Genomic DNA, 20,988 nt, shown 5'->3' with positions numbered 1-20,988 from the left:
CTTATACTGGTGGCTGTCAGCTTCGCTGCTTGCAGCCGACAGTGTTACGAGGACTGCTCCTCGCGCCGGACGAACAGCCGGTACTTCAGGTCGTCGTCCTGTAGCTCTTCGAGTATCCGCTCGACAAGTGTCTCTTTGGGGCTGTGGAGGCCGCTGACGCGCTCTTCGAGGTCTTCAAAGCTCTCGAAAGGCTTTCGCTTCCGCTCGTCGAGAAGCGTGTTCCGGAGCTTCTTCCCGATACCCGGCAGGAGGTTCAGCTGGTGGAGCCGCAGCGTGATCGGCTGGGCGTCGTTGTAGAAGTCGACGAACCGCTGTTCGTTCGCTTCGACGATTTCCTCGACGGCGTAGTCAAGCTCCGAGCGGGCACCGCTCGGGATATCCTCGAACTCGACTTCCGTCACGCGGCCGAACTCCGTCAGGTCGACGCGGTCACCGAATGCAATATCAACGTCCTTGTCGTCGAGCTGGAGCTCGTAAATGTAGAACTCCTCGACGTCGAGCGCGTACGCGAGCGGCTCCTTCTGGTGCTGTGGCCGGTCGTCTCCGGGCCGCCCGTGTGGGAGGACATCGAGGACAGCCGCCATCATAGAGTCGCCGCCGCTCTCCGATTCAGTCATGCCAGGCAGTACGACCACAGCACACTTAATGCCGGTGGATGCCCCGAACCGCGACACGGAGCGCCGTCGCTATTTTCGCTTCGGTCCAGCGGCAGCGGAAACTAGATCTCGACCGCGTAGCTGGTCGTCCGTGAAAGTAGGGATAGAGCGGCGAAGAGCCGAACTGACGATTGTCCTCGCTACGCGTACTGCTTGACGATGTTGAGAATCTCGTCGAGTTCGTCGCCATCGAGCGTGTACCGCTCCTTGGCGAACACGGCGCGGAGCTCGTCGCGGTCCAGCGGCCGCAGGTTCGCGATCTTGTAGGCCGTCGGCGTGTCGACCTTTTCGAGTTCTTCGAGGTCTTCGACCAGCTGCAGCGACTCCTCGGGGTCGAGGACGGCAAAGCGGTTGACGTGCTCGATAGCCCGCTTGAGCTCGTAGCGCATCTCGCGGTCCTCCTCGGCCGCCCGCTCCATCTCGAGGTCTTCGAGTATCTCCTTGGTCTCCGCGACCGTCAGGAACTCCTCACTGACCTTCTCTTTGAATATCGTCATTCTTGCCGGCGCAGGTGCGCAGCGGTGACGATGATGGTCTTCGCCTTGCCACCGTCGACGATGTCGACCTTGTACGCGTCACCCTGCTTCCCTTCGACGGTTCCGGTCTGGCCGTCGAACCGCGGGTGGAAGCGGCCGTTCGGCACTGACGGGTCGATCTTGAGGTGGACTTTCTCGCCGTCGTCGAACTCTTCGACGGCGCGCTGTGGCGGCGAGGTGCCGCGGTCGCGGGGCTTGTTCTTGAGCTTGTCTCGTGTTCCTTCGAGGGGTCCGTTTGAACTAGGCATTCTTGCTCCTCGCTAATCCGGTCGCCCTAATAAAACGTGCGTTCCGCGACCGTCGCTGGTCACGCTCTTGCAGTCGCTACAGACCCGAGTGGAAAACTACAGCGGTGAGTCGATTACAGGCGGCCGGTGCTCTCGACGGAGACCGACTCGACGTCATCGACGTTCGCAAAGGCCTCTTCGACGGCTTCCGTCCCGCCGGTGTCGTCAGGGACGATGACTGTCGGCGTCAGCGCGACGAGGCCGAACGCGACGTCCTCGCGCTCGAACCCGTTGATCTTCGTTCCTTCCGGAAGCACGCCCTCGAGACGCTCCTGCAGGTCGTCGAGGTCGACTTCGGGGCTTTCCGGCATGACCTTGATCTTGGCTGCTACTTTCCCCATTGTTATGGCCCCATGAAGCCGCAGTCCGGGCATTTGTAGAGGTTGCTCTGCTTCCGGCAGGTGGCACAGCGGTAGATCTGCTGTCCACAGTCCGGGCACTTGAACGCGGCGGCGTTCGTGCCGGCGATGTTGATGCCACACGAGACGCACTTGCGCGCCTGTTTCTGTTGGCTCTCGCTCATACCACTCCGTATCCGACCGCGGCTTTTAACGATTGCCAAACGCGACCGCCACCGCGAGTGACTGCCATGGCCCTAGTTCCCGGGCAGGATGTCCCCGAGCGCAGCGCCGATTGCCATGGGGACGAACGCCACGGCACAGATGCAGGCCGACTCGTAGACGACCGCAGGCTCGGTCGACCACTCGACCAGCCCCCAGCCAGTAAGCAGCGCGACGGAGACGACGAGTGCCGTCCCGGTGACGCCGACGAGTCGCCGCGGGATGAATCCGAAAATCGGGTTCGCCACCCGAACGTCCTGAAACTCGGCCACGTACAGAATGGAGATGACTAGCCCGACAGCGATAGCGACTGTCGCGGCGAGATACAGCGGGTGCTGGGCGATGTGTAGCCCGGCGTCGACTGTCCCGCCCTCGACAGCCATGGGAATCCCGAACAGCAGCGAGCCGAGCAGCGCCTCCGCGAGGTCGGACCGGCCGAAGCCCCAGACGACCCGGCCGAAGGTCGCTGGCTCGTGGTCCTGGGAATCCGCGGCCGCGCGCATCGCGTCCCGGACCTGCCGTCGCTCGTCTTCGGAGTCGACGAGCTGTTCCAGCTCCTGAAGTTCGTCGAACAGGGCCGCAAATTCGTCGTCATCTCCATCCGGTTCGACCGGAGGGCGGTTCGACTGGCTCATCTGAACTCGGGCTCGCTATCTCGCGTTGGGACGTCCGGGTCCGGTTCGGCACCGGCCGTCGGGGTACCGTCTTCCCAGACGTAGAACCCCTCGCCGGCGACAGCGCCTCGCTGTCCGTCCTCGACCTTCCGGCGGAGCAACGCTGGTGGTTCGAACCGCTCGTCGAGCCGGTCGGCGAGGTCTTCGAGCGCGGTTAGCACTGTTTCCAGCCCGTGGCGGTCGGCCCGGACGAGTGGCCCGTCGCGGTCTGAATCGCCACGCTCGAACGTGCGGTCGATATCTCGAATCCCCGCGACGCCGTCCTCGACCATCCGAACAGCTTCGGCAATGGTAGCGAGTTCGAGGCGTAGCGCGGCAAATCCCGGCGTGTCGCGGACGACGACCGGCGACGCGTCCAGGCTCTCGACGAAGTCGGTGACTCGGTCGCGGGTCGCCGCCGTCGTCTGTTCGGCGATGACCACCTCGACAATAGCGCCGTCCGGCGGGTCAGCGAGGTTGAGGCCGACGGCCCGGTTCGGGCTCCGCAGGCCGGTCGCGACTGCGGTCACCGACATCGACGTGTCGCTGACGGCGATGAGCGTCTCATCCTCGACCATCGTCTCAGTTTCGGCGACCACTTCTCGGTGGCTGTCCGTCCCACCGTCGGTCGCGTCGATGACGATACCGCTGCCGCTGACGGCGCTTTCGAGTCCCGTGGTTCCGTCGATACCGGCCGAAACATCCCCGTTGAGTGCGTGCCGGATCTCGTCGACGCGGTCCATCACGTCCGTCGCATCCGTCCCCCGTAGACGTACCTCGTGGCCCGCACGGACACATCGCTGTGCGATATCCCGCCCTCGTCGTCCGGTACCGAGTACGGCCACAATCATGACTAAACCACTGTACGCTCCGGGTTAAGCCTTTACGCCACCGTCTGTCATGGTCCCGTCTCCGGTCCGTGTCGCTTGCTGACCAGACAGGTGGGCCGTGGGGCCGGCGGTACGTTTTTTTACAACACCGGTTGTATCGCCGGCCATGGATATCGGTGTACTGACGGTTCCACTGGGCGGACAGTCGCTTGACGAGGCGCTGGCGTACCTCGGCGACCTGGGCGTTGATGCGGTCGAACTGGGCTGTGGTGGCTGGCCCGGCGACGACCACCTCGACAGGCAAGCGTATCTCGACAACGAGGACAAACAGGCCGAACTGCACGACCTGCTCGACGAGCACGACCTTCGGGTGAGCGCGCTGGCGACCCACAACAATCCGCTCCATCCCGACGACGACCAGGCCGCCGAGGCCGACCGGGAACTCCGGGAAGCGATCCGGCTGGCCGACCAGCTCGACGTGAACACCGTTACGGGGTTCTCTGGCCTGCCTGCCGGCGGCCCGAACGACGAGGTGCCGAACTGGATCACCGCGCCGTGGCCGACCGAACACGCCGACGCCCACGAGTACCAGTGGCGCGTCGCCGACGAGTACTGGTCGGACCTCGCGGCCCACGCCGGCGCACACGACGTGGACATCGCCATCGAGATGCATCCCAATATGCTGGTGTACGAACCCCGCGGGCTGCTCGAACTCCGCAGGCGGACGAACGACCGAATCGGCGCGAACTTCGACCCGTCGCATCTATACTGGCAGGGCATCGATGTGACCGAGGCCATCCGCCTGCTCGGCGAGCACGACGCCATCCACCACTTCCACGCCAAGGACACGAAGGTGTACGAGTCAAACGCCCGGGAGAAGGGCGTGCTAGACACCGCGCCGTACACAGACGAAGCGGACCGGTCGTGGCTGTTCCGCTCTATCGGCTATGGTCACGGCGAATCCCACTGGAAGGATGTGGTGTCGACGCTGCGGATGGTCGGCTACGACGGTGCGCTCTCCATCGAACACGAGGACTCACTCACTAGCGCACGCGAGGGACTGGAGAAGGCCGTCGACGTGCTCGACCGCGCCGTCTTCGAGACCCAGCCCGGCGACGCCTACTGGGCGGAGTAGCCGATACGGCCACCAGCACGACCGTTTCTGGCACTTACGCTTATATAGTGTCTGTGTGACACTACGACTGGACTACCGTATCCAGTGACACTTCATGGACATCGAACTCACACACAAGCCCTCGTACACGCACGTCCGCGTTGCGCTCGACAGCGGCGAATCGATACTCGCGGAACCTGGCGCGATGGTCAGCCACTCGCCGACCATCGAGATCGAGACGACGACCAGCCGGGACGGCCTCCTCAGCTCCGCGAAGTCGATGCTCGGCGGTGAGTCGCTCCTGGCGAACGAGTTCACCGCGCAGGGCGGTTCGGGCACCCTGACCCTCGCGCCGCCGACACCGGGCGACGTACACCATCACGAACTCACTGGCGAGACGCTGTACGCCGTCGACGGGGCGTTCCTCGCAGCCGACCCGGATATCGACATCGATTCGGAGTTCGGCGGCATCAAGTCGATGCTGGCCGGCGCGAGCATCACGCCGCTGGCGCTGAAAGGGACCGGAAACGTCCTCATCGAGGCCTTCGGCGGGCTGGAAACCGTCGAACTCGACGCCGGCGAGTCCTACACAATCGACAACGACCACGTCGTCGCCTGGGAGGAGTCAGTCAACTTTGACGCCCACCGCGTCGGCGGGCTGAAGTCGACGCTGCTCAGCGGCGAGGGCCTCGTGATGGATTTCACCGGCCCCGGAACGGTCTGGTATCAGACGCGCGGCCTCGGCTCGTTTACCTCGGCTATCGCTGACGCGCTGCCCGGAACGGGTGACAACGACGGTGATGCGTCCGGTCTTGACGACTTCATCTGACTGTCGGAAGTCCGCTGGAGAACAGCCGCGTTCAGGAGAGTGCTTGCGTGATATCCGTCGACGACACCATGCCGACGTAGTCCTGATGCTCGTCGATGACGGGGAGGTGCTTGATGTCGTAGGTCGTCATCATCGCTGCGGCCTCGCCGAGTTCGAGAGAGGTCGTCACCCGCTCGACTGGCGACGTCATCACGTCGCCGACGGTCGCCGACGAGAGGTCCTTCCCGCTTGCGACGGCATCAACGATGTCGGTGGTGGTGATGATACCCGCCTCTGCCCCCGGCACGAAGATGCCGTTGATGTTCTGCGCTTGCATCTGCGTCGCGGCCGCTTTGACGGTTTCGTCGGCAGAAATCGTCTCTAACGGCGTCGACATGATATCCTCGATACGAACGGTCGTTTCAGTGGCCATGGAGTATCAACACGGGCATCCGGTTTTGGCTTTTCCCTCGGGGCGGCCCGCTGCCCTGCCGTCACCATGAGCGTTATTTCGGCTCCGAGTGAACAGCCGGCTATGACCCTCGATATCGGTATGCTCGGCTACCGCTTCATGGGCAAGGCCCACGCAAACGCGCTGGACCGCCTGCCCATGTTCTTCCCCGAAGCGCCCGCCGTCAACAAGGACGTGCTCGTCGGCCGCGACGAGGACGCGCTGGCCGACGCGGCCGACCAGTTCGGCTTCGACCGGACCGCGACCGACTGGCAGGACGTCGTCGACGAGGTGGACGTGTTTTACAATCTCGGCCCGAACCACGTCCACGCCGAACCGTCTATCGCAGCGCTGGAGGCCGGGACGCCGACGTTCTGTGAGAAACCGCTCGCGCCCACGCTCGATATGGCCGAAGAAATGGCCGAGACCGCCGCGGACGCCAGCGTGCCCGCGGGCGCGGCGTTCAACTACCGCTTCGTCCCGGCCATCCAGTACGCGAAGGGGCTCATCGCCGACGGCGAACTCGGCGAGATTCACCACTTCCGCGGGCAGTACCTCCAGGACTGGCTGGTCGATCCCGACGCGCCGTGGTCCTGGCGCAACGACGAGGAGATGGCTGGCAGCGGGGCGCTCGGCGACCTCGGGTCGCACACGGTCGATCTAGCCCGGTTCCTGCTCGGCGACGCCGCCGGCGAGATAACGGACGTGAGCGGTCACCTCCGGACGTTTACCGAAGAACGCCCCGTAGAAGGGAGCGACGAGACGCGCCCGGTGACCGTCGACGACGCCTACAGCGCCCAGATCGCGTTCGAGAACGGCGCGATGGGAACGCTGGAGGCGTCTCGCGTCGCCAACGGCCACAAGAACGCCCACACCGTCGAAATCGAGGGGTCGAAGGGCGCAATCAAGTTCGACCTCGAACGGCTGAACGAACTGCAGGTGCTCACCGAGGGTGACCGCGGCTTCCAGCAGGTGCTTATCACCGACGAGGATGACCCCTACGTCGACCACTGGTGGCCCCCCGGCCACGTCATCGGCTGGGAGCACACGTTCGTCCACGAGAATTACGAGTTCCTCTCAGCCGTGGCCGATGGCAGGCAACAGGAGCCGTCCTTCGCCGACGGCCTCGCCGCACAGCGAGTCCTCGACGCCATCGAACAAAGTGACGACCGCGGCGAGCGGGTCAGCCTGTAGGGCCGCGAACCGAAACCCCCTTTCGGCGGCCACTGGTAGGTCCTGCCATGCTCTCTATCGCGCTGGCCGGGAAGCCGAACGCCGGCAAGTCTACTTTCTACAAGGCGGCCACGATGGCCGACGTCGACGTCGGAAACTACCCGTTCACGACCATCGACGCCAACCGCGGCGTCAGCCACGTCCGAACGGACTGCCCCTGTCTCGACCGGGAGGAACGCTGTGGTGACGATAACTGCCGGGACGGCAAGCGCTACGTCCCGGTGGAGCTCATCGACGTGGCCGGCCTCGTCCCCGGCGCACACGAGGGCCGCGGCCTCGGCAACCAGTTCCTCGACGAGCTGTCGACCGCCGACGTAATTCTCAACGTCGTCGACGCCTCCGGCGGGACCGACGCCGAGGGCGAACCGGTCGAGGTCGGCGAGCACGACCCCGTCGAGGACGTGCACTTCGTCGAGGCGGAGATGGACCTGTGGCTCGCCAGCATCGTCAAGCGAAACTGGGAGTCCATCGAACGCCAGTCCCGCTCGCCGGATTTCAAGCTCGACGAGTCGCTCGTGGACATGCTGGCCGGCGTCGGGGCCTCTGAACTCGACGTGGCCCGCACCCTGCGGGACCTGGAGTACCCCGAGGACCCCATCGCCTGGACCGACGAGCACCGCGAAGCACTGGCGACAGAGATACGCCAGCGGACGAAGCCGCTCGTCGTCGTCGCGAACAAGGCCGATATCGCTCCGGAGGGAAACATCGAAGCCCTGCAGGAAGCCGCCGACGTGGTCGTGCCCGCGACCGCCGACGGCGAACTCGCGTTGCGCAACGCCGCACAGGCTGGCGTCATCGACTACGACCCGGGCGACCCGGACTTCGACATTGTCGGCGACGTGAGCGACCAGCAACGCGAGGGGCTGAACCGCATCCGCGGCGTCATGGAGGAGTACGGCGGCACCGGCGTCCAGGGCTCCCTTGACACCGCCGTCTACGATCTGCTCAACCATCTGACGGCCTACCCCGTCCAGAACGAAACGCACTGGACCGACGGCCAGGAGAACGTCCTCCCCGACGCGTTCCTGCTGCGCCAGGGCGCAACGCCCAAAGACCTCGCCTACGCCGTCCACTCCGACATCGGCGACGGCTACATCCACGCCGTCGACGCCCGCGAGAACCGGCGCATCAGCGATGAGACGGAACTTGAGGAGGGAGCGGTCATCAAAATCGTCAGCGACGCGAACTGAGGGGTCTAGCCCACGACTGCTCTCTCGCTTTACTCTGGCAGCAGGTCCCGCAACGTCGCCCGAATATCCTCGCTGCCGGGGCTCTGTGGCACCTGCCCGAGTACGTCCCGGCCGAGCCGGTCCGTCGCTGCCGCGACCGAAAGCTCGTCCAGCAGATTTCCGTACTTCAGCGCCAGCCGCGGCGACACGTCGAACAGGAGGTCGCGCTTGCCGATGAGCGAGTGGGTGATCGACAGAACTTCGACGGCGCGGTCGACGTACTGCTGTCTCGCGTCGTCGTCGCCGCATTCGTCGAGGGCAGCCAGCAGGAACTGCTCCAGTTCGGCCTCGCGGTCGTGGAGCGCCGGCGGGTCCGAGAGCATCGTCGTCCCGTCGGGCCGCTCCGGGAGCATGCTCCGGCGGGGCGCATACGAGAGGACCGCGCCGGTGGTCGGCGTGGTCGCGGCGGGCAGTGGTACTGCCAGCCGCTTCGAGGGGGTCGTATCGGTGAAGACGACGTGGAGGTTCGCCGGCTCGCCGCGCACCGGCTCGTCCCAGCCGTCTGGGCTGTGTTCGTAGCCGCGCCGGAGTGCCTCCCGAAGCGTGCGTACAATCCGCCCGCCTTCGCCCTGGAGTTCCAGATGGAGCACGACGGGACCGTCGCCGCTCTCGTCGATGAGAGACCACAGGGCCGGAAGCGCGTCCGCAGCGCCGGCGGAGAGTTCGTAGCAGGCCGCGCCCTGCTCTGCGGCTAGCAGTCGGGCGAGCGTACTGCCGCGCCAGCCAGTCAGGTCGGCCACGTAGAACCACGGGAGCGTGTGTATCGGGCCGACTGCGGCGTCGCCGGCCGCCGTGTCGATAGTTGGCGGGACCGTTTCGAGATAGCTATCAATAGTCGCTAGTTCGGGGGCGAAATATTCGGTCGTCGCCGGAGGGAGGTCGGTTGTCCGGCGACGATGGTCGTCGACTGAAGCCATAGTCTGTGTAGGCCCGAGTACCGGAAAACGGTGACGAGAGAGCGACTGACAGTGAGTCGAACATTCGCGACAGGCATGTGCGTCCCGACAGCCTCTGATTCTGAAGTCACTCTTGCCCGACGAATCGGTCCCTCTCTCCCGCACTCCGCTCTATTGCCGTTGCCGGCCGACGAAGGGAAACCCGTTTTTTGCCCCGTCCCGAATCAGGCGTATGAACGTACGGACGATAGCTGACCTTGGTCCCGACGAACGGGCCGCTTTCTTCGACCGCGACGCCGGTGTCGACGCTGTTAGAGATGATGTACGCGATATTGTCTCGCAGGTCCACGAGGAGGGCGACGTGGCGCTGCGGCGCTTCGCCGAAGAATTCGACGATGTGTCGGTGGGCAACATCGACATCACCGACGCCGCAGAGCGAGCCTACGAGGAAATTGACGACGACGTGCGCGAGGCCATCGAAGACGCCGCGGCGAACATCCGCGCGTTCCACGAGCGACAGGTCCCCGAGGACTGGCGCGACGACTTCGAGGGGCGTGAACTGGGCCGCCGATTCCGCCCGCTCGACAGCGCTGGGGTGTACGCCCCCGGTGGCACGGCGGCCTACCCCTCCAGCGTGCTGATGGGCGTCATCCCGGCGAAGGTCGCTGGCGTCGAGCACGTCGCCGTCGCTACCCCGCCAGCCGAGGAGGTCAACCCCGTAACGCTGGCCGCTATCCACGTCGCCGGTGCTGACGCCGTCTATCAGGTCGGCGGCGCACAGGCCATCGCAGCACTGGCCTACGGGACCGAAACCGTCAGCGCGACGGATATCGTCGTCGGCCCCGGCAACCGCTGGGTCACAGCAGCGAAGGCCGAGGTCCGTGGCGACGTGGCAATCGACTTCTTGGCCGGCCCCTCCGAAGTTATGGTCGTCGCCGACGGCGACGCGGACCCGGAACTGGTCGCGGCAGACCTCGTCGCACAGGCCGAACACGACGAGAACGCCTCTGTCGTCGCCGTCACCGACGACGCGGACCTCGCCGAGCAGGTCGTCGATGCCGTTGACGAGCAGGCTGACGGCCGGGAGCGCGAGGCAGTCATCCGCGCCGCACTGGACAACGACGCATCTGGCGTCCTCCTCGCTCGTTCGATGAGCGAAGCCGTCCTCTTCGCCGAGGAGTACGCCGCCGAACACCTCTCGATTCAGGCCGCTGACGACGAATCGCTCCTCGAACGGATTCCCTCCGCCGGGTCCGTGTTCCTCGGCCCGTACAGCCCCGTTGCAGCCGGCGACTACGCGACCGGGACGAACCACGTCTTGCCGACCGGCGGCAACGCGCGGGTCACCGGCGGTCTCTCCGTAGACACGTTCGTCCGGTCGACGACTGTCCAGCGCCTCTCGGAGGACTCGCTGAGCGATATTTCGGACACGATCACGACTCTCGCCGAAGCCGAAGGGCTGGAAGCCCACGCCGAGAGCGTCCGCAAACGGTTCGAGGAGTAAAGCGGTTCCTGGGACTTTCTCGCAGGTCAACTCAGGACGTATCCCTCCGAGCGGTCCTATCGGCGTCACTGTTAACACGTTCGGGCGTCCACGTAAGTGTATGAGCAGCACAGCGGACGACGGCGATCCGAACCTCGGAGGCGAGGACGTAGCCGTCACCGAGCAGGCAGCGGGCGAGGCACTGGACCTCCTCGAAAGCGAGGGAATGGACGTCGAAGAATCCGGGCTTCGCCTGTACGTCCAGCAGGGCGGCTGTGCCGGACTCTCCTACGGGATGCGATTCGAACACGCACCTGAGGAAGACGACGAAGTGTTCGAGCGAAACGGGCTCCGCGTGTTCGTCGACGACGCCAGCATCGACTACATCGAGGGGTCGGTACTGGACTACGAGGGCGGCCTGCAGGGGGCCGGGTTCCACGTCCAGAACCCGAACGTGGTCAGCGAATGCGGTTGTGGCGAGTCCTTCCGGACGTAGCTACTCTTCGAGTTCGAACGCCACGACGACTTCGGCCTGGTACTCGCGGCCCTCGACGCCGGCGATCTCGACGCCGAGTTCCTCCACCTCGACCCACTTGAGATTGTCAAGTGTCGCCTCCGCGCGTTCGATGGCGTCGTCAGCGGCTTTGTCGAAGCTTTCCGAACTGGTCCCGATCAGCGTGATTTTCTTGAAAACCATATGCGTGAGATTGATTCACACGTCCATGTCATAAAAGTACGGACAGGTCACTGAGACTGCCGGTCGAGCAACGTCTCGACGTGACCGACCACGCCGGTGAGGTGTGCGGTCCCCCAGATTGCCACGATGATGGCACCGATAGCGTCGAACACGAGGTCGAGCATCGTGTCGCTGAGACCGAACTGTGTCAGAATCGTGTCGTTCCCGGTCGCCGACGCGGCGAGCGTAATCGAGAACTCGATGACCTCCCAGAGCACGCCGAAGGCCATCACGAACAGGAGGAGGAACACGAACATGAACCGCGAGGGAATCGATATCTCGTCGGTGTGCTCGTCGAGCGCACGGACCGTCGTGTATCCGACCGCGGCGACGACCGACGACGAGAGGGCGTGGGTGAAGTGGTCCCACCACCAGATGGTGACGTAGAAGTTCTCTTCGGACCCAGGCAACCCGACAGTTCCGAGTGCGTGAAAGAACGCCGCCGACGTAATCCACAGCGTCAGCGCGGGGTCGAGCGTGATGCCGTAGTCCCGTTCCAGCAGCGCCGGGAGTTGTGTGACGAGGATTGCGACGCCCGAATTGACGATGATGCCGACGTTGCCCCGCTCGATACCGACCGCCAGGAGCCCGATGAGTGCGAGTGACAGGGCTCGCGAGAGCAGTTGTTGTGTCGCCGGACTGATTCGGAGGCGGTCACGGACCTTCATACGTCCGGCTGGACCTCCTCGGGGACGCGACTGGTCCCGGCCTGCTGTCGGACGTAGTACGCGAAAACCACGCCAGCGCCGATACCGGCGATGGTCGACGCGACGAACTCCCACATCACCGCTTCCTCGATGGCGTGTTCTGACACCGTCGGATCGAGGATGAAGGTGGTCCCGAAGAACTGGTCGGCCACCCAGCGGACGACCGCCCAGACGCCGGCGGTGGCCATCGTGGTGATGGCGACGAAGACGACGGCGAACCGGGGCGTCATCCGGACGGGGGTAAAGAGCTGGAGTTCGACGGCGAGGATGAGCGCGATGGCGGCGACCGAGAGGTAGGTCGCGAGATTACCGGTCAGCGAGAGCGTCGCAAACAGACGGCCAACGACGGGCGACGCCGCCAACAGGAGGATTTCCCAGGGGAGCATGGCGTCCCGGTTACGCAATAGAACCGGCGGAAACAGCGCCAGTGCCGCGACGGCAGCCGCGAACCCGGCCCACAGCACGTCGGCCTGAACAGCACTCGTCACAGAAACGGCGGCGAGCATGGCGACGATGCACCACGCCGCGAGGGCGTTGACGCGCCTGTCCCGGAGCAACCGCGCTACGTCTCGGCTCATAGTGTCAGGTGAGCCGCGACTCGAAAAACCCTATCGACCGATGCCGGCGGCGTGGGCTGTTCAGATAGCCCCATACGCCATGGCATACGCGAGCGCAGCGATGGTCACCGCCGCCAGCCCCGTCACGACGGTCTCCAGCCAGTCGACGCCGTCACTGAACGGCCGGGTCGGCGCTCCGACGACGCCCAGTGCGAGGACGCTGAACACGAAGTGCGCCGACCGTTCGAGCGTCGGTGCGGGCAAGAACAGGACGGCCGCCCCGTAGCCGATTCCCAGCGCTGCCCGGGGGCGGACGAGTTCGGTCAGCGTGTATCCACGGAGGTGGACGTAGGTCCACACGGCGAGCCAGACCGTCGCCAGTTCGATAGCGAACGCCGCCAGGAGGTGCGTGGTCGGGTCGGGGTGGAGTATCACCCGCTCGGCGACGAGGGTCACGTCGAAGGGGTAGAAGAACGGGGGCGGGCCGCCAGTGAAGAGGTCACCGAACGGGTGGGTGAGCAGTCCAAGTAGGGCCAGCCCGGCCACCGTTTGGGGGCTGATATCGCGGGACTGTGCGACCGTGGCGACACCGAGCACGGCCAGGACGAACACGAGCATCACGAGTCCCGCGATGGGACCGCTGAGTACGCCTGTGAGAACAGTCGCTGCGACGCCGATTGCCAGCGATGCAATTCGGGCGGGCCGTGATTCGGTCGCCCAGAGACCGGCCGCGACAGCGAGTGCCGCCCCAGCAGGAGCGAGTGCGTCGGCCCGCGGTGGACGACGTTCGCGGTCTCCCAGAAGCCGTCCGCCGTCAGATTCTCGGCGGCCCCGACGAGCAGCCCGAAGGGGGCGTAGACGATGTCGACGTCGGGAACCGCGGCGAACAGGCCAGCGATGACGCCCAACTGGACCGCACGCTCGCGGGAGAGTCCAAGCCACCACGCGGCGAGGCCTCCGAGGGCGAACGCGAACAGCGCGTGCCCGACGAACATACGCCGAGTACGACGGCAATACTCTTAAACTCCATGTGTGACGGGATAGCGCGGGACTCGGCCCGCTCAGGACCCGGAATCGACTTTCGTCCAGCGTTCTTCGATGGCCGCATTGGCCCTGACGACAGTGTCACCGTCGACCCGGAACCGCGTCTTCCGGAGTTCGATGGCGGCCACCTCGCCGGTGGTGTCGCCGGTTTTGATGGTGTCGCCGGGGTTGAAGTCGGGGTCGCGGAGGAGGTAGACGCCGGCGACGGCGTCCTTGATCATCTCCGAGAGCGCGTAGGAGACGCCGAGCGCGAGGAAGCCGGTCGCCGTGCCCAGCGACGCGGCGATGACGGTCAGGCCGACGATAGAGAGGAAGGAGAGCGCCACGCCGAACCACAGGAACACGAGCACGATGACCCCGAGAAACTGTCGATAGACGGGTGACTCGCCGGGCAGCGACCGCTTCAGAACCGCCCGTACGACGACCATGATGGCTTTGATTCCCACTGCGGCGATTACGAGAAAGACGAACCCAGTTATGAGACGCGGGAGCGCGTCGACGACGTTCGTGACTAGCTGTTCGAGCGCTCGATTGATGACACCGACTTGCACGCCGGATGGTGGACGGAGAGCCCCCTAAGTGTTGGCGTCAGCCGACATTGTTGTGTCGCCGGGGTGACGGACCACCTCGTAGTCACCGTCCTCGGTAATACCGATGACAGCCCAGTCATAGGATACGTCTCGTCGAGTGAGACGGCGGCTGAGGTGCGTTGCCTCGCCCGTTCGTGTGACGAAACAGCGCAAGTCGCCGCTCTCGGGTATCGGGTCCTGCGAGTCGAGCACTGAGACAGTGACGACGCGCCAGTCGCGTTCCGCTCGCAGTTCGGTGCCAGTGCGCGACACGGTGTATCCGAGGTCGTCGAATATCGACCGGGCCTGCTCGTCGAGTGATGTGGTAACGGCCCCCATCTGAGAGTCAGTACCACCGGCTATCTGATAAACGTTCCCACTAGCTATGTGGCTGACAGTTCGGCCGGCGACACAGCCGTCGAAAAACGCGGAACAGCACGGGTCTGTCACCCGGACCCGACTGTTACTCGTGGGCCGCGTCCCACTCCTCAGCCTTGCGGAGGTTCGAGCAGTCGTTACAGCGGATGCGGCCCATCGAGTCCATCGCGTTGTTGAACGTCTCACAGTTGCTACAGAAGTAGCCCCAGCGACGCTCGCGGTCGGCGTCGCGGTAGACGACGTGAAACGCGCCTTTCGTGCCGATGTCGCCGTCGCTCCTGTCGACGTACAGCGTCTCGCCGTCGGGACCTTCGAGTGCGTCCATACGTACGCATGACGGGCCAGCGGCTAAATCACTGCGGAAACCATTAATGACTGGTTCCCCTGAACTGTGGGTGTGAGTCCCCGGATCATCCAGTACTCCGACGTGGAGAAAGCGTACGATACACCCGAGCGAATCGGGCGATTTGCGGGGACAGTGGCCGCCGCTGACGGCCCGGATGCGCTGGTGGTCGGCACTGGGGACAACACCGGTCCGGGGGTGCTATCGCTGGTCACCGATGGCGAGCAGTCGCTGGACCTCTTTACTGCGCTGACACCCGCGTTCGAGACGCTTGGCAACCACGACTTCGACCACGGGCTCGACGCGACGCGGGACATCATCGCCAGGTCGCCCCAGACGTGGCTGACTGCGAACGTCGAACAGGACGGCGAGCGGTTCGCCCGACGACTGACCCGGCCGTGGGCGAGCCGGACCGTCGACGGGAAACAGCTCGGCTTCGTCGGCGTGACCGACCCCGACACGGCCGCAGCTAATCCACAGGCGACGACGCTGACGTTCACGGACCCGCTCGAAGCCGTCGCCGAGGCGGCCACCGCGCTTCGAGTGGACGGGGCCGACGTTATTGTCGTGCTCTCACATCTAGGCCGGACCGACGAGGAACTGGCCCGCACCTGCGACGTGGACGCCATTCTCGGCGGGCACGTCCACGAGCGCCGCATCGACCGCGTCGCCGGCACGCTGCTCACCAGACCGGGAGCCAACGGCAAGACCGTCGTCGAGGTCGACCTCGGTGGGCCGGAACCGACTGCGCAGTTCCGCGAGACTGCCGACGGTCCCATCGACGACCGCGTCGCGGAGGCTATCGAGGACAGACTCTCTGCGGCAGGACTCGACGAGGTCGTCGGGCACGTCGAGGAACCGCTGGACCGGAGCAGGGCGACGACCTACGGCGGCGAGTGCCGCCTCGGCAACCTCGTCGCGGACGCGTACCGATGGGCGACGGGCGCGGACGTGGGCCTCCAGAACAGCGGCGGCCTCCGGAACGACACGGTCCCGCTGGACGGGGCGCTGACGGTCGGCGATATGGTCTCGGTCGTCCCCTTCGAGGAACCCCTGACAGTCGCTGAACTGACGGGTTCGGAACTCCGGACGCTGTGTCGACAGGGCAGCGGGAGACAGGTCGAGTTCGGAGAACCGGACTGGTGGCACGCCCACCTCAGCGGCGTCGAACTGATCTGGAACGACGACACGCAGACTATCGAGCGACTGCGGGTGGACGGGCGACCGGTCCGCGAGGCCGAGACGTACACGCTCGCGACGAGCAACTACCTCTACTACACTGAGCGGGAGTTCCCGGTCCTGACCGAGTCCCACCGTGTCAGCGTCGCCGACGTGCAGTACGAGGCGCTGGCCGATTACGTCCGCCAGACGGATATCGCCCCGACCGTCGACGGGCGACTCACTCGTCGCTAGCGATTTAAACCTCGGCACGGTACATCTCGCCGATGCCACAGGTCGTCGTCCCAGTCAGATACCCGCTCTCGGAGAACTCCCGAGCCACGCTTGCGGAGGCCATTCAGATCGCCGACGAGGAGGACGCGGACCTCACCGTCTTACACGTTAATCTCTACCAGAACAGCCACCGGGTCGACCGGACGGAACTCAAACGTGCCGTCGAGCAGTCGTTCGGCCACGTCCCGCGGACGCGGTACGTCGTCCGGTCGGGGATGCTCGTCGAAGAGACGATTCTCGATGAGGTCGCCGCACAGGACGCCGACATTGTCGTCATCGGGAGCAAACAGGCGAGTCGCTGGCGACAGATGATCCGTCGGTTGGTTGACGACCCCGATGTCGAACAGTTCCTTCGCGAGGAACTCGACTGCGAAATCGTCACCGTCGAGCCGGATACCCCGTCTAGCCGTCACTCGTCGGCGAGGTCGTCGGGGTCCTGACGCGGCGGGACGGGAGAGTCACCAGTGGCCGTGTGGCTCCGGCCACCGTTGTTCAGTCCGCTCAGTCCGTCGTTGAGTGAGACGTTCATCTCCCCGCTGGTGTCGTCGAAGTACAGGTGCGAGTGCGGGTAGGCGATTTCGACGTTTGCGTCTTCGAGCCGTCGCCAGACGTTCGTCTGGACCCTCGAACGTGCGGCGAGCAGTTTGTACGGTTCAGTCACCCAGTACCGGAGCGTCAGCAACACGCCGTGGTCTGCGAAGTTGTTGATGTACACAGTCGGCGAGGCGGGGTATCGAGCCGCGCCGACGCGGATGTCCGGCCCGCCGGAGATAACGTTGTCAACTTCCCGAGCCGCCGCTTCGATGAGGGTCCGCGCGGCGGCGATGTCACTCTCGTACGTGACTAGGACGTCGAGTGACAGCCGTGTCCGTGAGTCCTCCGCCGAGTAATTGATAACGTCCCGCTGGCGGATCTCCCCGTTGGGGATGACGAGAAACGTATTGTCGAGCGTGAACATCTTCGTGTGTCTGAGCGTGATGTCCTCGACGAAGCCTCGCTGGCCAGTGTCGGCGAGTTCGATCATATCACCGATCTCGTAGGGCTGGTCGGCCAGCAGGAACATGCCGGAGATGTAACTGCCGAGGATCGGGGCGAGCACGACACCAACCACGGCCGAGAAGATAGCGACGGACAGACCGATATCCGTTAGCCGCAAGCCGTAGATGTTCAGAATGGTCAACAACGCGAAGATATACACACTGGCACGGATGCCGCGCAGTGCCGTTCGGGTGAGACTTGGCCGCCGGAACTGCTGGGCGACACGTCGCCCGAGTAGGCGGACGAGAAGCCTTGAAACGACGATTGCCAGCCCGACGACGATCAGGGACTCCCCGATGTTCACCACCCACATCGGAATATCGAAGGGCAACAGCCCACCGATGTCGGTAGCCACTTCGGTCGCGGTTTCGGTCGGTGTCGGAGTGGGTGTCTGCAAGGGCCAGACAGGGCCAAAACGCATGCCATGGAATCGACACCGCCCCGAGAAAAGGGTTCCCCTCCCGAACTACTTATACTGTCAGCTGTAACTATTTCAAGACATCCGCTACCCCGAGGTGGCGAAATTCTTCACAGACGTACAGCCGACAGTATTACCCCGCGCGGCCCGTCTGAAAAAACATGTCTTCCGATGACATCTCGGTGGTCCTCTCGGACGACCGACCACCGGTCGATACGCTGGCAGTCGGCGTCTCGGAGTACGGTCTGGCCGGCCTCACAGCCGTCGATTATCTCGCCGACCAGCATTCGATGCGCGAAGTCGGCCATCTGCGGACGCCGGAACCGCCGTTCATCACCCCATTCGAGAACGGAACGCCGAGACATCACACGCGGCTGTATGTCGACGAAGCAGCATCGTTTGCCGTCTTAGTCGGTGAGCGGTTCGTGCCGCCGGCCCAGGCTGGGTCGCTCGCTGAGGCAATCGTGACGGCTGGGCAAAAACTGGACGCTTCGAACATGACGATGCTCACCGGTGTCCCCATCGCACACGGCCCGGACGACCACGCCCCATTCTACATCGCAACGCCGGCGTACCAGGAAACGTATCTCGACGACACCGCCATCAGACCGATGGGGAACGGGTTCCTCGACGGATTGAGTGCGGAGCTTGTCACCCGAGGTATCGATGAGTCGTTTCCGACAGGCGTGTTCACGACGCCGACGCATCCGCAAGCGCCCGACGCCGCGGCCGCGATCAGACTGCTCACCGCGCTGAAAGAGACCCATGCAATCCAGATCGACACCGGCCCGCTGGAGGCCTTTGCCGCGAATATCGAAGCCCACTATCAGGCACTCGCAGAACGGCTGGACGCTGCCGATACCGACCTACTTCCGGATGACCGAATGTATATGTAATTGCTAAAATTTGGAACGTTCGTCCATATTCCCATGGATTAAAACTATATCAATTCCACATTGTGCGTGAACAATAAAACATTTCGCCGACACCTTTTTCAGCGTACAGCGCGTTCCTTTCCTTGATGACCTCCACCGAAATCTATACGACTAGCGCGGTCGACTCAGACCCACCGCCACAGACGCGGTCCAAGACATCGCTGTTTTGCCCCAACTGCGGCCACGAGAGCGCAGTAACGGGCGACTGGACAGCCGAAGCAACGGAACACAGTCTACAGCTCCGGTGTCCGGACTGTGACACCGTCGTCCAACAGCGGTAGGACCACTACGTAATTACTCCTCATCCTCTGTAGACGAGGAGCCGTCAAGACTCTCAGCGGGCGGATTCACTTTGATGAACTCAACGACGAGATACACCACTGAGACGACGGCCAGTATGAGCAAGAAACCCGCTTCTGAAGAACTCTGCAGACTCACTCCAAGGGTGGCGAGCGTTGCAACGAGTACGGCGGTACACCGACGGATCGTCTGGCGGAGGAGGGCAGTGTCGTCCATACGTGGCTTCTTCACTGCCAGCAACAAGAACCTTCGACCCCGATTTCCGTTGCCGGGGACTCGCCTTGCCGGATGCGGAAAACAGTAGTCCGCCTCATACTGTTGGCTGTGACTATTTTAAGATATTCGCCACCCCGGGTGGCGAAATTCTTCACAGACTTACAGCCGACAGTATCAGTACTCGTGGATTCCGTCGTCAGTGACGACCGTATCAAGCAGGTGCGTCGGCGTGGCGTCGTAGGCCGGGTTTGCGACCTCGAACCCCTCCGCGGGTTCCCGGAGTACCTCAGATGGTGACCGGATCTCGTTTTCGAAGGCGAAGGCCCCGTCGACGTACTTCGCGGCGGCCCCGACGACCGTCACCGGCACGTCGTTGTCCGCCGCCGCCGTCGCAATCGGATAGGTGCCGATGCGGTTGTACAGCGTGTCGTCGACGATGCAGTCCATGCCGACGAGCACGCGGTCGACCTCTGGCATGAAGTGCCCGGCGGCGCTGTCGACGATGAGCGTGACGTCGACGCCGTCTCGGTCAGAGAGGTGGCGGGTCATCTTTCGACCGAGGAAGCGTGGTCGCGACTCCGTCACGTACACCTCGAAGCTGTGGCCGGCCTCGATGGCGTCGTCGATGGCCGCAAGGACCGTCGAGGAGAAGTCGTGGGTCAACAGCACGTCGTCGTCAGCGATCTCCGACACGGCGCGTGCAGCGGCGCGGTCTTTCGACGACTCCACCGACTCGACAACGTCGTCGATAGCCTCGGTAGTCAGTTCCTTGGCAGTCGCCACATCGTCGGGGTCCGCATCCGAGACAGTGGTCACGATTTTGTGCTGAGTGGTATGGAGGGAGGCATGGGAGGGGTTCGCCCGCCGGAGGGCGCTGCTGTTCCGGTCGAGCGAGCGGAGGTAGTCCTCGACCGTCGGGTACTCCCTGTCAGTCAGGTCCCGGAGCGCCTGGGCGGCTTTGACTGCGACCACGGAGGAACTGTGGGTCTGCATCTCCGAGATCTCCTCGACAGTCTCGTCTATCATACCGGTGGCTGTGAGTTGAACCGATATGTGTCTTCCCCTCGCCGTCGAACAGCATTTAACGCCGTCTCACATTAGGGGTGATAGACGGTCATGGGACGGTTCAGCACTGACACAGCCGGAATGACAGAGGGCATCGGCGTCGCCGTACTCATCGGACTGACACTACTCGTGACGGCTATCGTCGGGCTGAACGTCCTCGTCATCGAGGACGACGACAGCGGTGGCCCGCAGGCGAATTTCAGCTACGACTACGTCGAGGACAACGAACTGCTCATCGTCACACACGCTCGCGGCGACGAGTTCGAGGCGGGGAACGTCGAATTCGAAGGGCCGAGCAGAACGGTCACCTGGGCGCAGGTGGCGAACCGGGAGCCCGACGCGATGATTGGCCGGGGCGATATCGCACAGTTAAGCAGCGGGAACGCCTACGAGCGGCGGGTGGGTGCCCGGGACACGATTACGATATACCACAACGCGAGCGGGAACCGGACCCAGCTAGACCAGTGGGACGGCGCGAACTGACGGCGGTACTG

General features: G+C 64.3%; 29 protein-coding genes and 1 pseudogene. 11 read left to right on the top strand and 19 right to left on the bottom strand.

The genetic code is table 11. From position 1 onward, the window contains the following. Positions 1-44: 44 nt before the first annotated feature. The 7 genes from Har1131_RS12710 to Har1131_RS12680 form a co-directional block, all read right to left on the bottom strand. On the bottom strand, positions 45-617 hold the full coding sequence (locus Har1131_RS12710) for a DUF655 domain-containing protein (protein WP_008310088.1): 573 nt from the start codon (positions 615-617) through the stop codon (positions 45-47). Positions 618-796: 179 nt separating this feature from the next. Continuing rightward, positions 797-1,153 (bottom strand): RNA polymerase Rpb4 family protein, encoded by a 357-nt coding sequence (locus Har1131_RS12705; protein ID WP_008310086.1) that lies wholly within the window; start codon positions 1,151-1,153, stop codon positions 797-799. Continuing rightward, positions 1,150-1,440 carry a 50S ribosomal protein L21e gene (locus Har1131_RS12700; protein WP_004593356.1) on the bottom strand — a complete coding sequence of 97 codons (291 nt, stop codon included), beginning with the start codon at positions 1,438-1,440 and terminating at the stop codon, positions 1,150-1,152. The genes Har1131_RS12705 and Har1131_RS12700 overlap by 4 nt, the downstream gene beginning before the upstream one ends. A gap of 113 nt (positions 1,441-1,553) precedes the next feature. Then, positions 1,554-1,820: an elongation factor 1-beta gene (locus Har1131_RS12695; RefSeq protein ID WP_004593354.1), complete on the bottom strand. Its 267-nt coding sequence runs from the start codon at positions 1,818-1,820 to the stop codon at positions 1,554-1,556. A 2-nt stretch (positions 1,821-1,822) separates the two neighbouring features. After that, complete coding sequence (locus Har1131_RS12690; protein ID WP_004516620.1) at positions 1,823-2,002, bottom strand: HVO_2753 family zinc finger protein; 180 nt, start codon at positions 2,000-2,002, stop codon at positions 1,823-1,825. Positions 2,003-2,074: 72 nt separating this feature from the next. After that, positions 2,075-2,674 carry a hypothetical protein gene (locus Har1131_RS12685; protein ID WP_014039916.1) on the bottom strand — a complete coding sequence of 200 codons (600 nt, stop codon included), beginning with the start codon at positions 2,672-2,674 and terminating at the stop codon, positions 2,075-2,077. Beyond that, a complete protein-coding gene (locus Har1131_RS12680; protein ID WP_050037763.1) occupies positions 2,671-3,543 on the bottom strand; it encodes a 3-hydroxyacyl-CoA dehydrogenase family protein in 873 nt (290 codons plus the stop codon). Before Har1131_RS12680 ends, Har1131_RS12685 begins: the two co-directional genes overlap by 4 nt. A gap of 145 nt (positions 3,544-3,688) precedes the next feature. Between Har1131_RS12680 and Har1131_RS12675 the strand changes: the two genes are divergently transcribed. Both Har1131_RS12675 and Har1131_RS12670 read left to right on the top strand, forming a co-directional pair. Next, a complete protein-coding gene (locus Har1131_RS12675; RefSeq protein ID WP_151146705.1) occupies positions 3,689-4,657 on the top strand; it encodes a sugar phosphate isomerase/epimerase in 969 nt (322 codons plus the stop codon). Positions 4,658-4,751: 94 nt separating this feature from the next. After that, positions 4,752-5,465, top strand: coding sequence for a TIGR00266 family protein (locus Har1131_RS12670; protein WP_050037765.1), 714 nt, complete (start codon positions 4,752-4,754; stop codon positions 5,463-5,465). A 31-nt stretch (positions 5,466-5,496) separates the two neighbouring features. On the opposite strand, the gene Har1131_RS12665 is transcribed toward Har1131_RS12670, so the two are convergent. Beyond that, positions 5,497-5,877 (bottom strand): cyclic nucleotide-binding/CBS domain-containing protein, encoded by a 381-nt coding sequence (locus Har1131_RS12665; RefSeq protein ID WP_004962786.1) that lies wholly within the window; start codon positions 5,875-5,877, stop codon positions 5,497-5,499. 102 nt (positions 5,878-5,979) lie between these two features. Here Har1131_RS12665 and Har1131_RS12660 point away from each other — a divergent pair, with 102 nt between their 5' ends. After that, positions 5,980-7,089 (top strand): Gfo/Idh/MocA family protein, encoded by a 1,110-nt coding sequence (locus tag Har1131_RS12660; RefSeq protein WP_151146702.1) that lies wholly within the window; start codon positions 5,980-5,982, stop codon positions 7,087-7,089. Between the two features lie 47 nt (positions 7,090-7,136). Continuing rightward, complete coding sequence (locus Har1131_RS12655) at positions 7,137-8,318, top strand: redox-regulated ATPase YchF (protein WP_050037767.1); 1,182 nt, start codon at positions 7,137-7,139, stop codon at positions 8,316-8,318. 29 nt (positions 8,319-8,347) lie between these two features. Here Har1131_RS12655 and Har1131_RS12650 read toward each other — a convergent pair whose 3' ends face one another. After that, positions 8,348-9,274, bottom strand: coding sequence for a hypothetical protein (locus Har1131_RS12650; protein ID WP_151146699.1), 927 nt, complete (start codon positions 9,272-9,274; stop codon positions 8,348-8,350). 211 nt (positions 9,275-9,485) lie between these two features. Between Har1131_RS12650 and hisD the strand changes: the two genes are divergently transcribed. Then, positions 9,486-10,757, top strand: a complete 1,272-nt coding sequence (gene hisD / locus Har1131_RS12645; protein WP_151146696.1) for a histidinol dehydrogenase — start codon at positions 9,486-9,488, stop codon at positions 10,755-10,757. A 100-nt stretch (positions 10,758-10,857) separates the two neighbouring features. After that, positions 10,858-11,232 carry an iron-sulfur cluster assembly accessory protein gene (locus tag Har1131_RS12640; RefSeq protein WP_004516609.1) on the top strand — a complete coding sequence of 125 codons (375 nt, stop codon included), beginning with the start codon at positions 10,858-10,860 and terminating at the stop codon, positions 11,230-11,232. Here the strand turns inward: Har1131_RS12640 and Har1131_RS12635 are convergent, their stop codons facing one another. From Har1131_RS12635 to Har1131_RS12605, 7 genes and pseudogenes are all read right to left on the bottom strand, one after another. After that, complete coding sequence (locus Har1131_RS12635; protein ID WP_004593332.1) at positions 11,233-11,433, bottom strand: dodecin; 201 nt, start codon at positions 11,431-11,433, stop codon at positions 11,233-11,235. A gap of 47 nt (positions 11,434-11,480) precedes the next feature. Then, complete coding sequence (locus tag Har1131_RS12630; RefSeq protein WP_014039924.1) at positions 11,481-12,140, bottom strand: hypothetical protein; 660 nt, start codon at positions 12,138-12,140, stop codon at positions 11,481-11,483. Further along, complete coding sequence (locus Har1131_RS12625; protein ID WP_050037770.1) at positions 12,137-12,757, bottom strand: hypothetical protein; 621 nt, start codon at positions 12,755-12,757, stop codon at positions 12,137-12,139. The genes Har1131_RS12630 and Har1131_RS12625 overlap by 4 nt, the downstream gene beginning before the upstream one ends. Positions 12,758-12,817: 60 nt before the next feature. Beyond that, positions 12,818-13,731: pseudogene (locus tag Har1131_RS22710) on the bottom strand (metal-dependent hydrolase). Positions 13,732-13,797: 66 nt separating this feature from the next. Further along, on the bottom strand, positions 13,798-14,331 hold the full coding sequence (locus tag Har1131_RS12615) for a mechanosensitive ion channel domain-containing protein (RefSeq protein WP_151146693.1): 534 nt from the start codon (positions 14,329-14,331) through the stop codon (positions 13,798-13,800). A 24-nt stretch (positions 14,332-14,355) separates the two neighbouring features. Then, the gene (locus tag Har1131_RS12610) at positions 14,356-14,688 is read right to left on the bottom strand and encodes a hypothetical protein (protein WP_050006866.1); all 333 of its coding nucleotides are present in this window, start codon (positions 14,686-14,688) and stop codon (positions 14,356-14,358) included. 124 nt (positions 14,689-14,812) lie between these two features. Further along, entirely contained in the window at positions 14,813-15,052 is a 240-nt protein-coding gene (locus Har1131_RS12605; protein ID WP_014039929.1) for a DUF5816 domain-containing protein, read from the bottom strand. A 72-nt stretch (positions 15,053-15,124) separates the two neighbouring features. On the opposite strand from Har1131_RS12605, the gene Har1131_RS12600 reads away from it, so the two are divergent. Beyond that, a complete protein-coding gene (locus Har1131_RS12600) occupies positions 15,125-16,483 on the top strand; it encodes a bifunctional UDP-sugar hydrolase/5'-nucleotidase (protein WP_050037773.1) in 1,359 nt (452 codons plus the stop codon). A 32-nt stretch (positions 16,484-16,515) separates the two neighbouring features. Beyond that, a complete protein-coding gene (locus Har1131_RS12595) occupies positions 16,516-16,962 on the top strand; it encodes a universal stress protein (RefSeq protein WP_014039931.1) in 447 nt (148 codons plus the stop codon). Here Har1131_RS12595 and Har1131_RS12590 read toward each other — a convergent pair. Continuing rightward, positions 16,932-17,981, bottom strand: coding sequence for a mechanosensitive ion channel family protein (locus Har1131_RS12590; RefSeq protein ID WP_050037774.1), 1,050 nt, complete (start codon positions 17,979-17,981; stop codon positions 16,932-16,934). The two genes, Har1131_RS12595 and Har1131_RS12590, sit on opposite strands and share 31 nt — an antisense overlap. 158 nt (positions 17,982-18,139) lie before the next feature. Between Har1131_RS12590 and Har1131_RS12585 the strand changes: the two genes are divergently transcribed. Together Har1131_RS12585 and Har1131_RS12580 are read left to right on the top strand one after the other, a co-directional pair. Next, positions 18,140-18,874: a proteasome assembly chaperone family protein gene (locus Har1131_RS12585; RefSeq protein WP_050037775.1), complete on the top strand. Its 735-nt coding sequence runs from the start codon at positions 18,140-18,142 to the stop codon at positions 18,872-18,874. 125 nt (positions 18,875-18,999) lie between these two features. Further along, on the top strand, positions 19,000-19,194 hold the full coding sequence (locus Har1131_RS12580) for a hypothetical protein (RefSeq protein ID WP_014039934.1): 195 nt from the start codon (positions 19,000-19,002) through the stop codon (positions 19,192-19,194). A gap of 13 nt (positions 19,195-19,207) precedes the next feature. On the opposite strand, the gene Har1131_RS12575 is transcribed toward Har1131_RS12580, so the two are convergent. Beyond that, entirely contained in the window at positions 19,208-19,429 is a 222-nt protein-coding gene (locus Har1131_RS12575) for a hypothetical protein (protein ID WP_014039935.1), read from the bottom strand. A gap of 174 nt (positions 19,430-19,603) precedes the next feature. Further along, the gene (locus tag Har1131_RS12570; RefSeq protein ID WP_064288437.1) at positions 19,604-20,455 is read right to left on the bottom strand and encodes a translation initiation factor eIF-2B; all 852 of its coding nucleotides are present in this window, start codon (positions 20,453-20,455) and stop codon (positions 19,604-19,606) included. A gap of 90 nt (positions 20,456-20,545) precedes the next feature. Here Har1131_RS12570 and Har1131_RS12565 point away from each other — a divergent pair, with 90 nt between their 5' ends. Then, on the top strand, positions 20,546-20,977 hold the full coding sequence (locus Har1131_RS12565) for a type IV pilin (protein WP_023843188.1): 432 nt from the start codon (positions 20,546-20,548) through the stop codon (positions 20,975-20,977). The last annotated feature ends 11 nt before the right edge of the window (positions 20,978-20,988 follow it).

It is taken from the genome of Haloarcula sp. CBA1131 (assembly GCF_008728975.1).
GTDB classification, from domain to species: domain Archaea; phylum Halobacteriota; class Halobacteria; order Halobacteriales; family Haloarculaceae; genus Haloarcula; species Haloarcula hispanica.
Note: the sequence above shows the minus strand (reverse complement) of the source record. Positions and strands in the feature narration are given on the sequence as shown.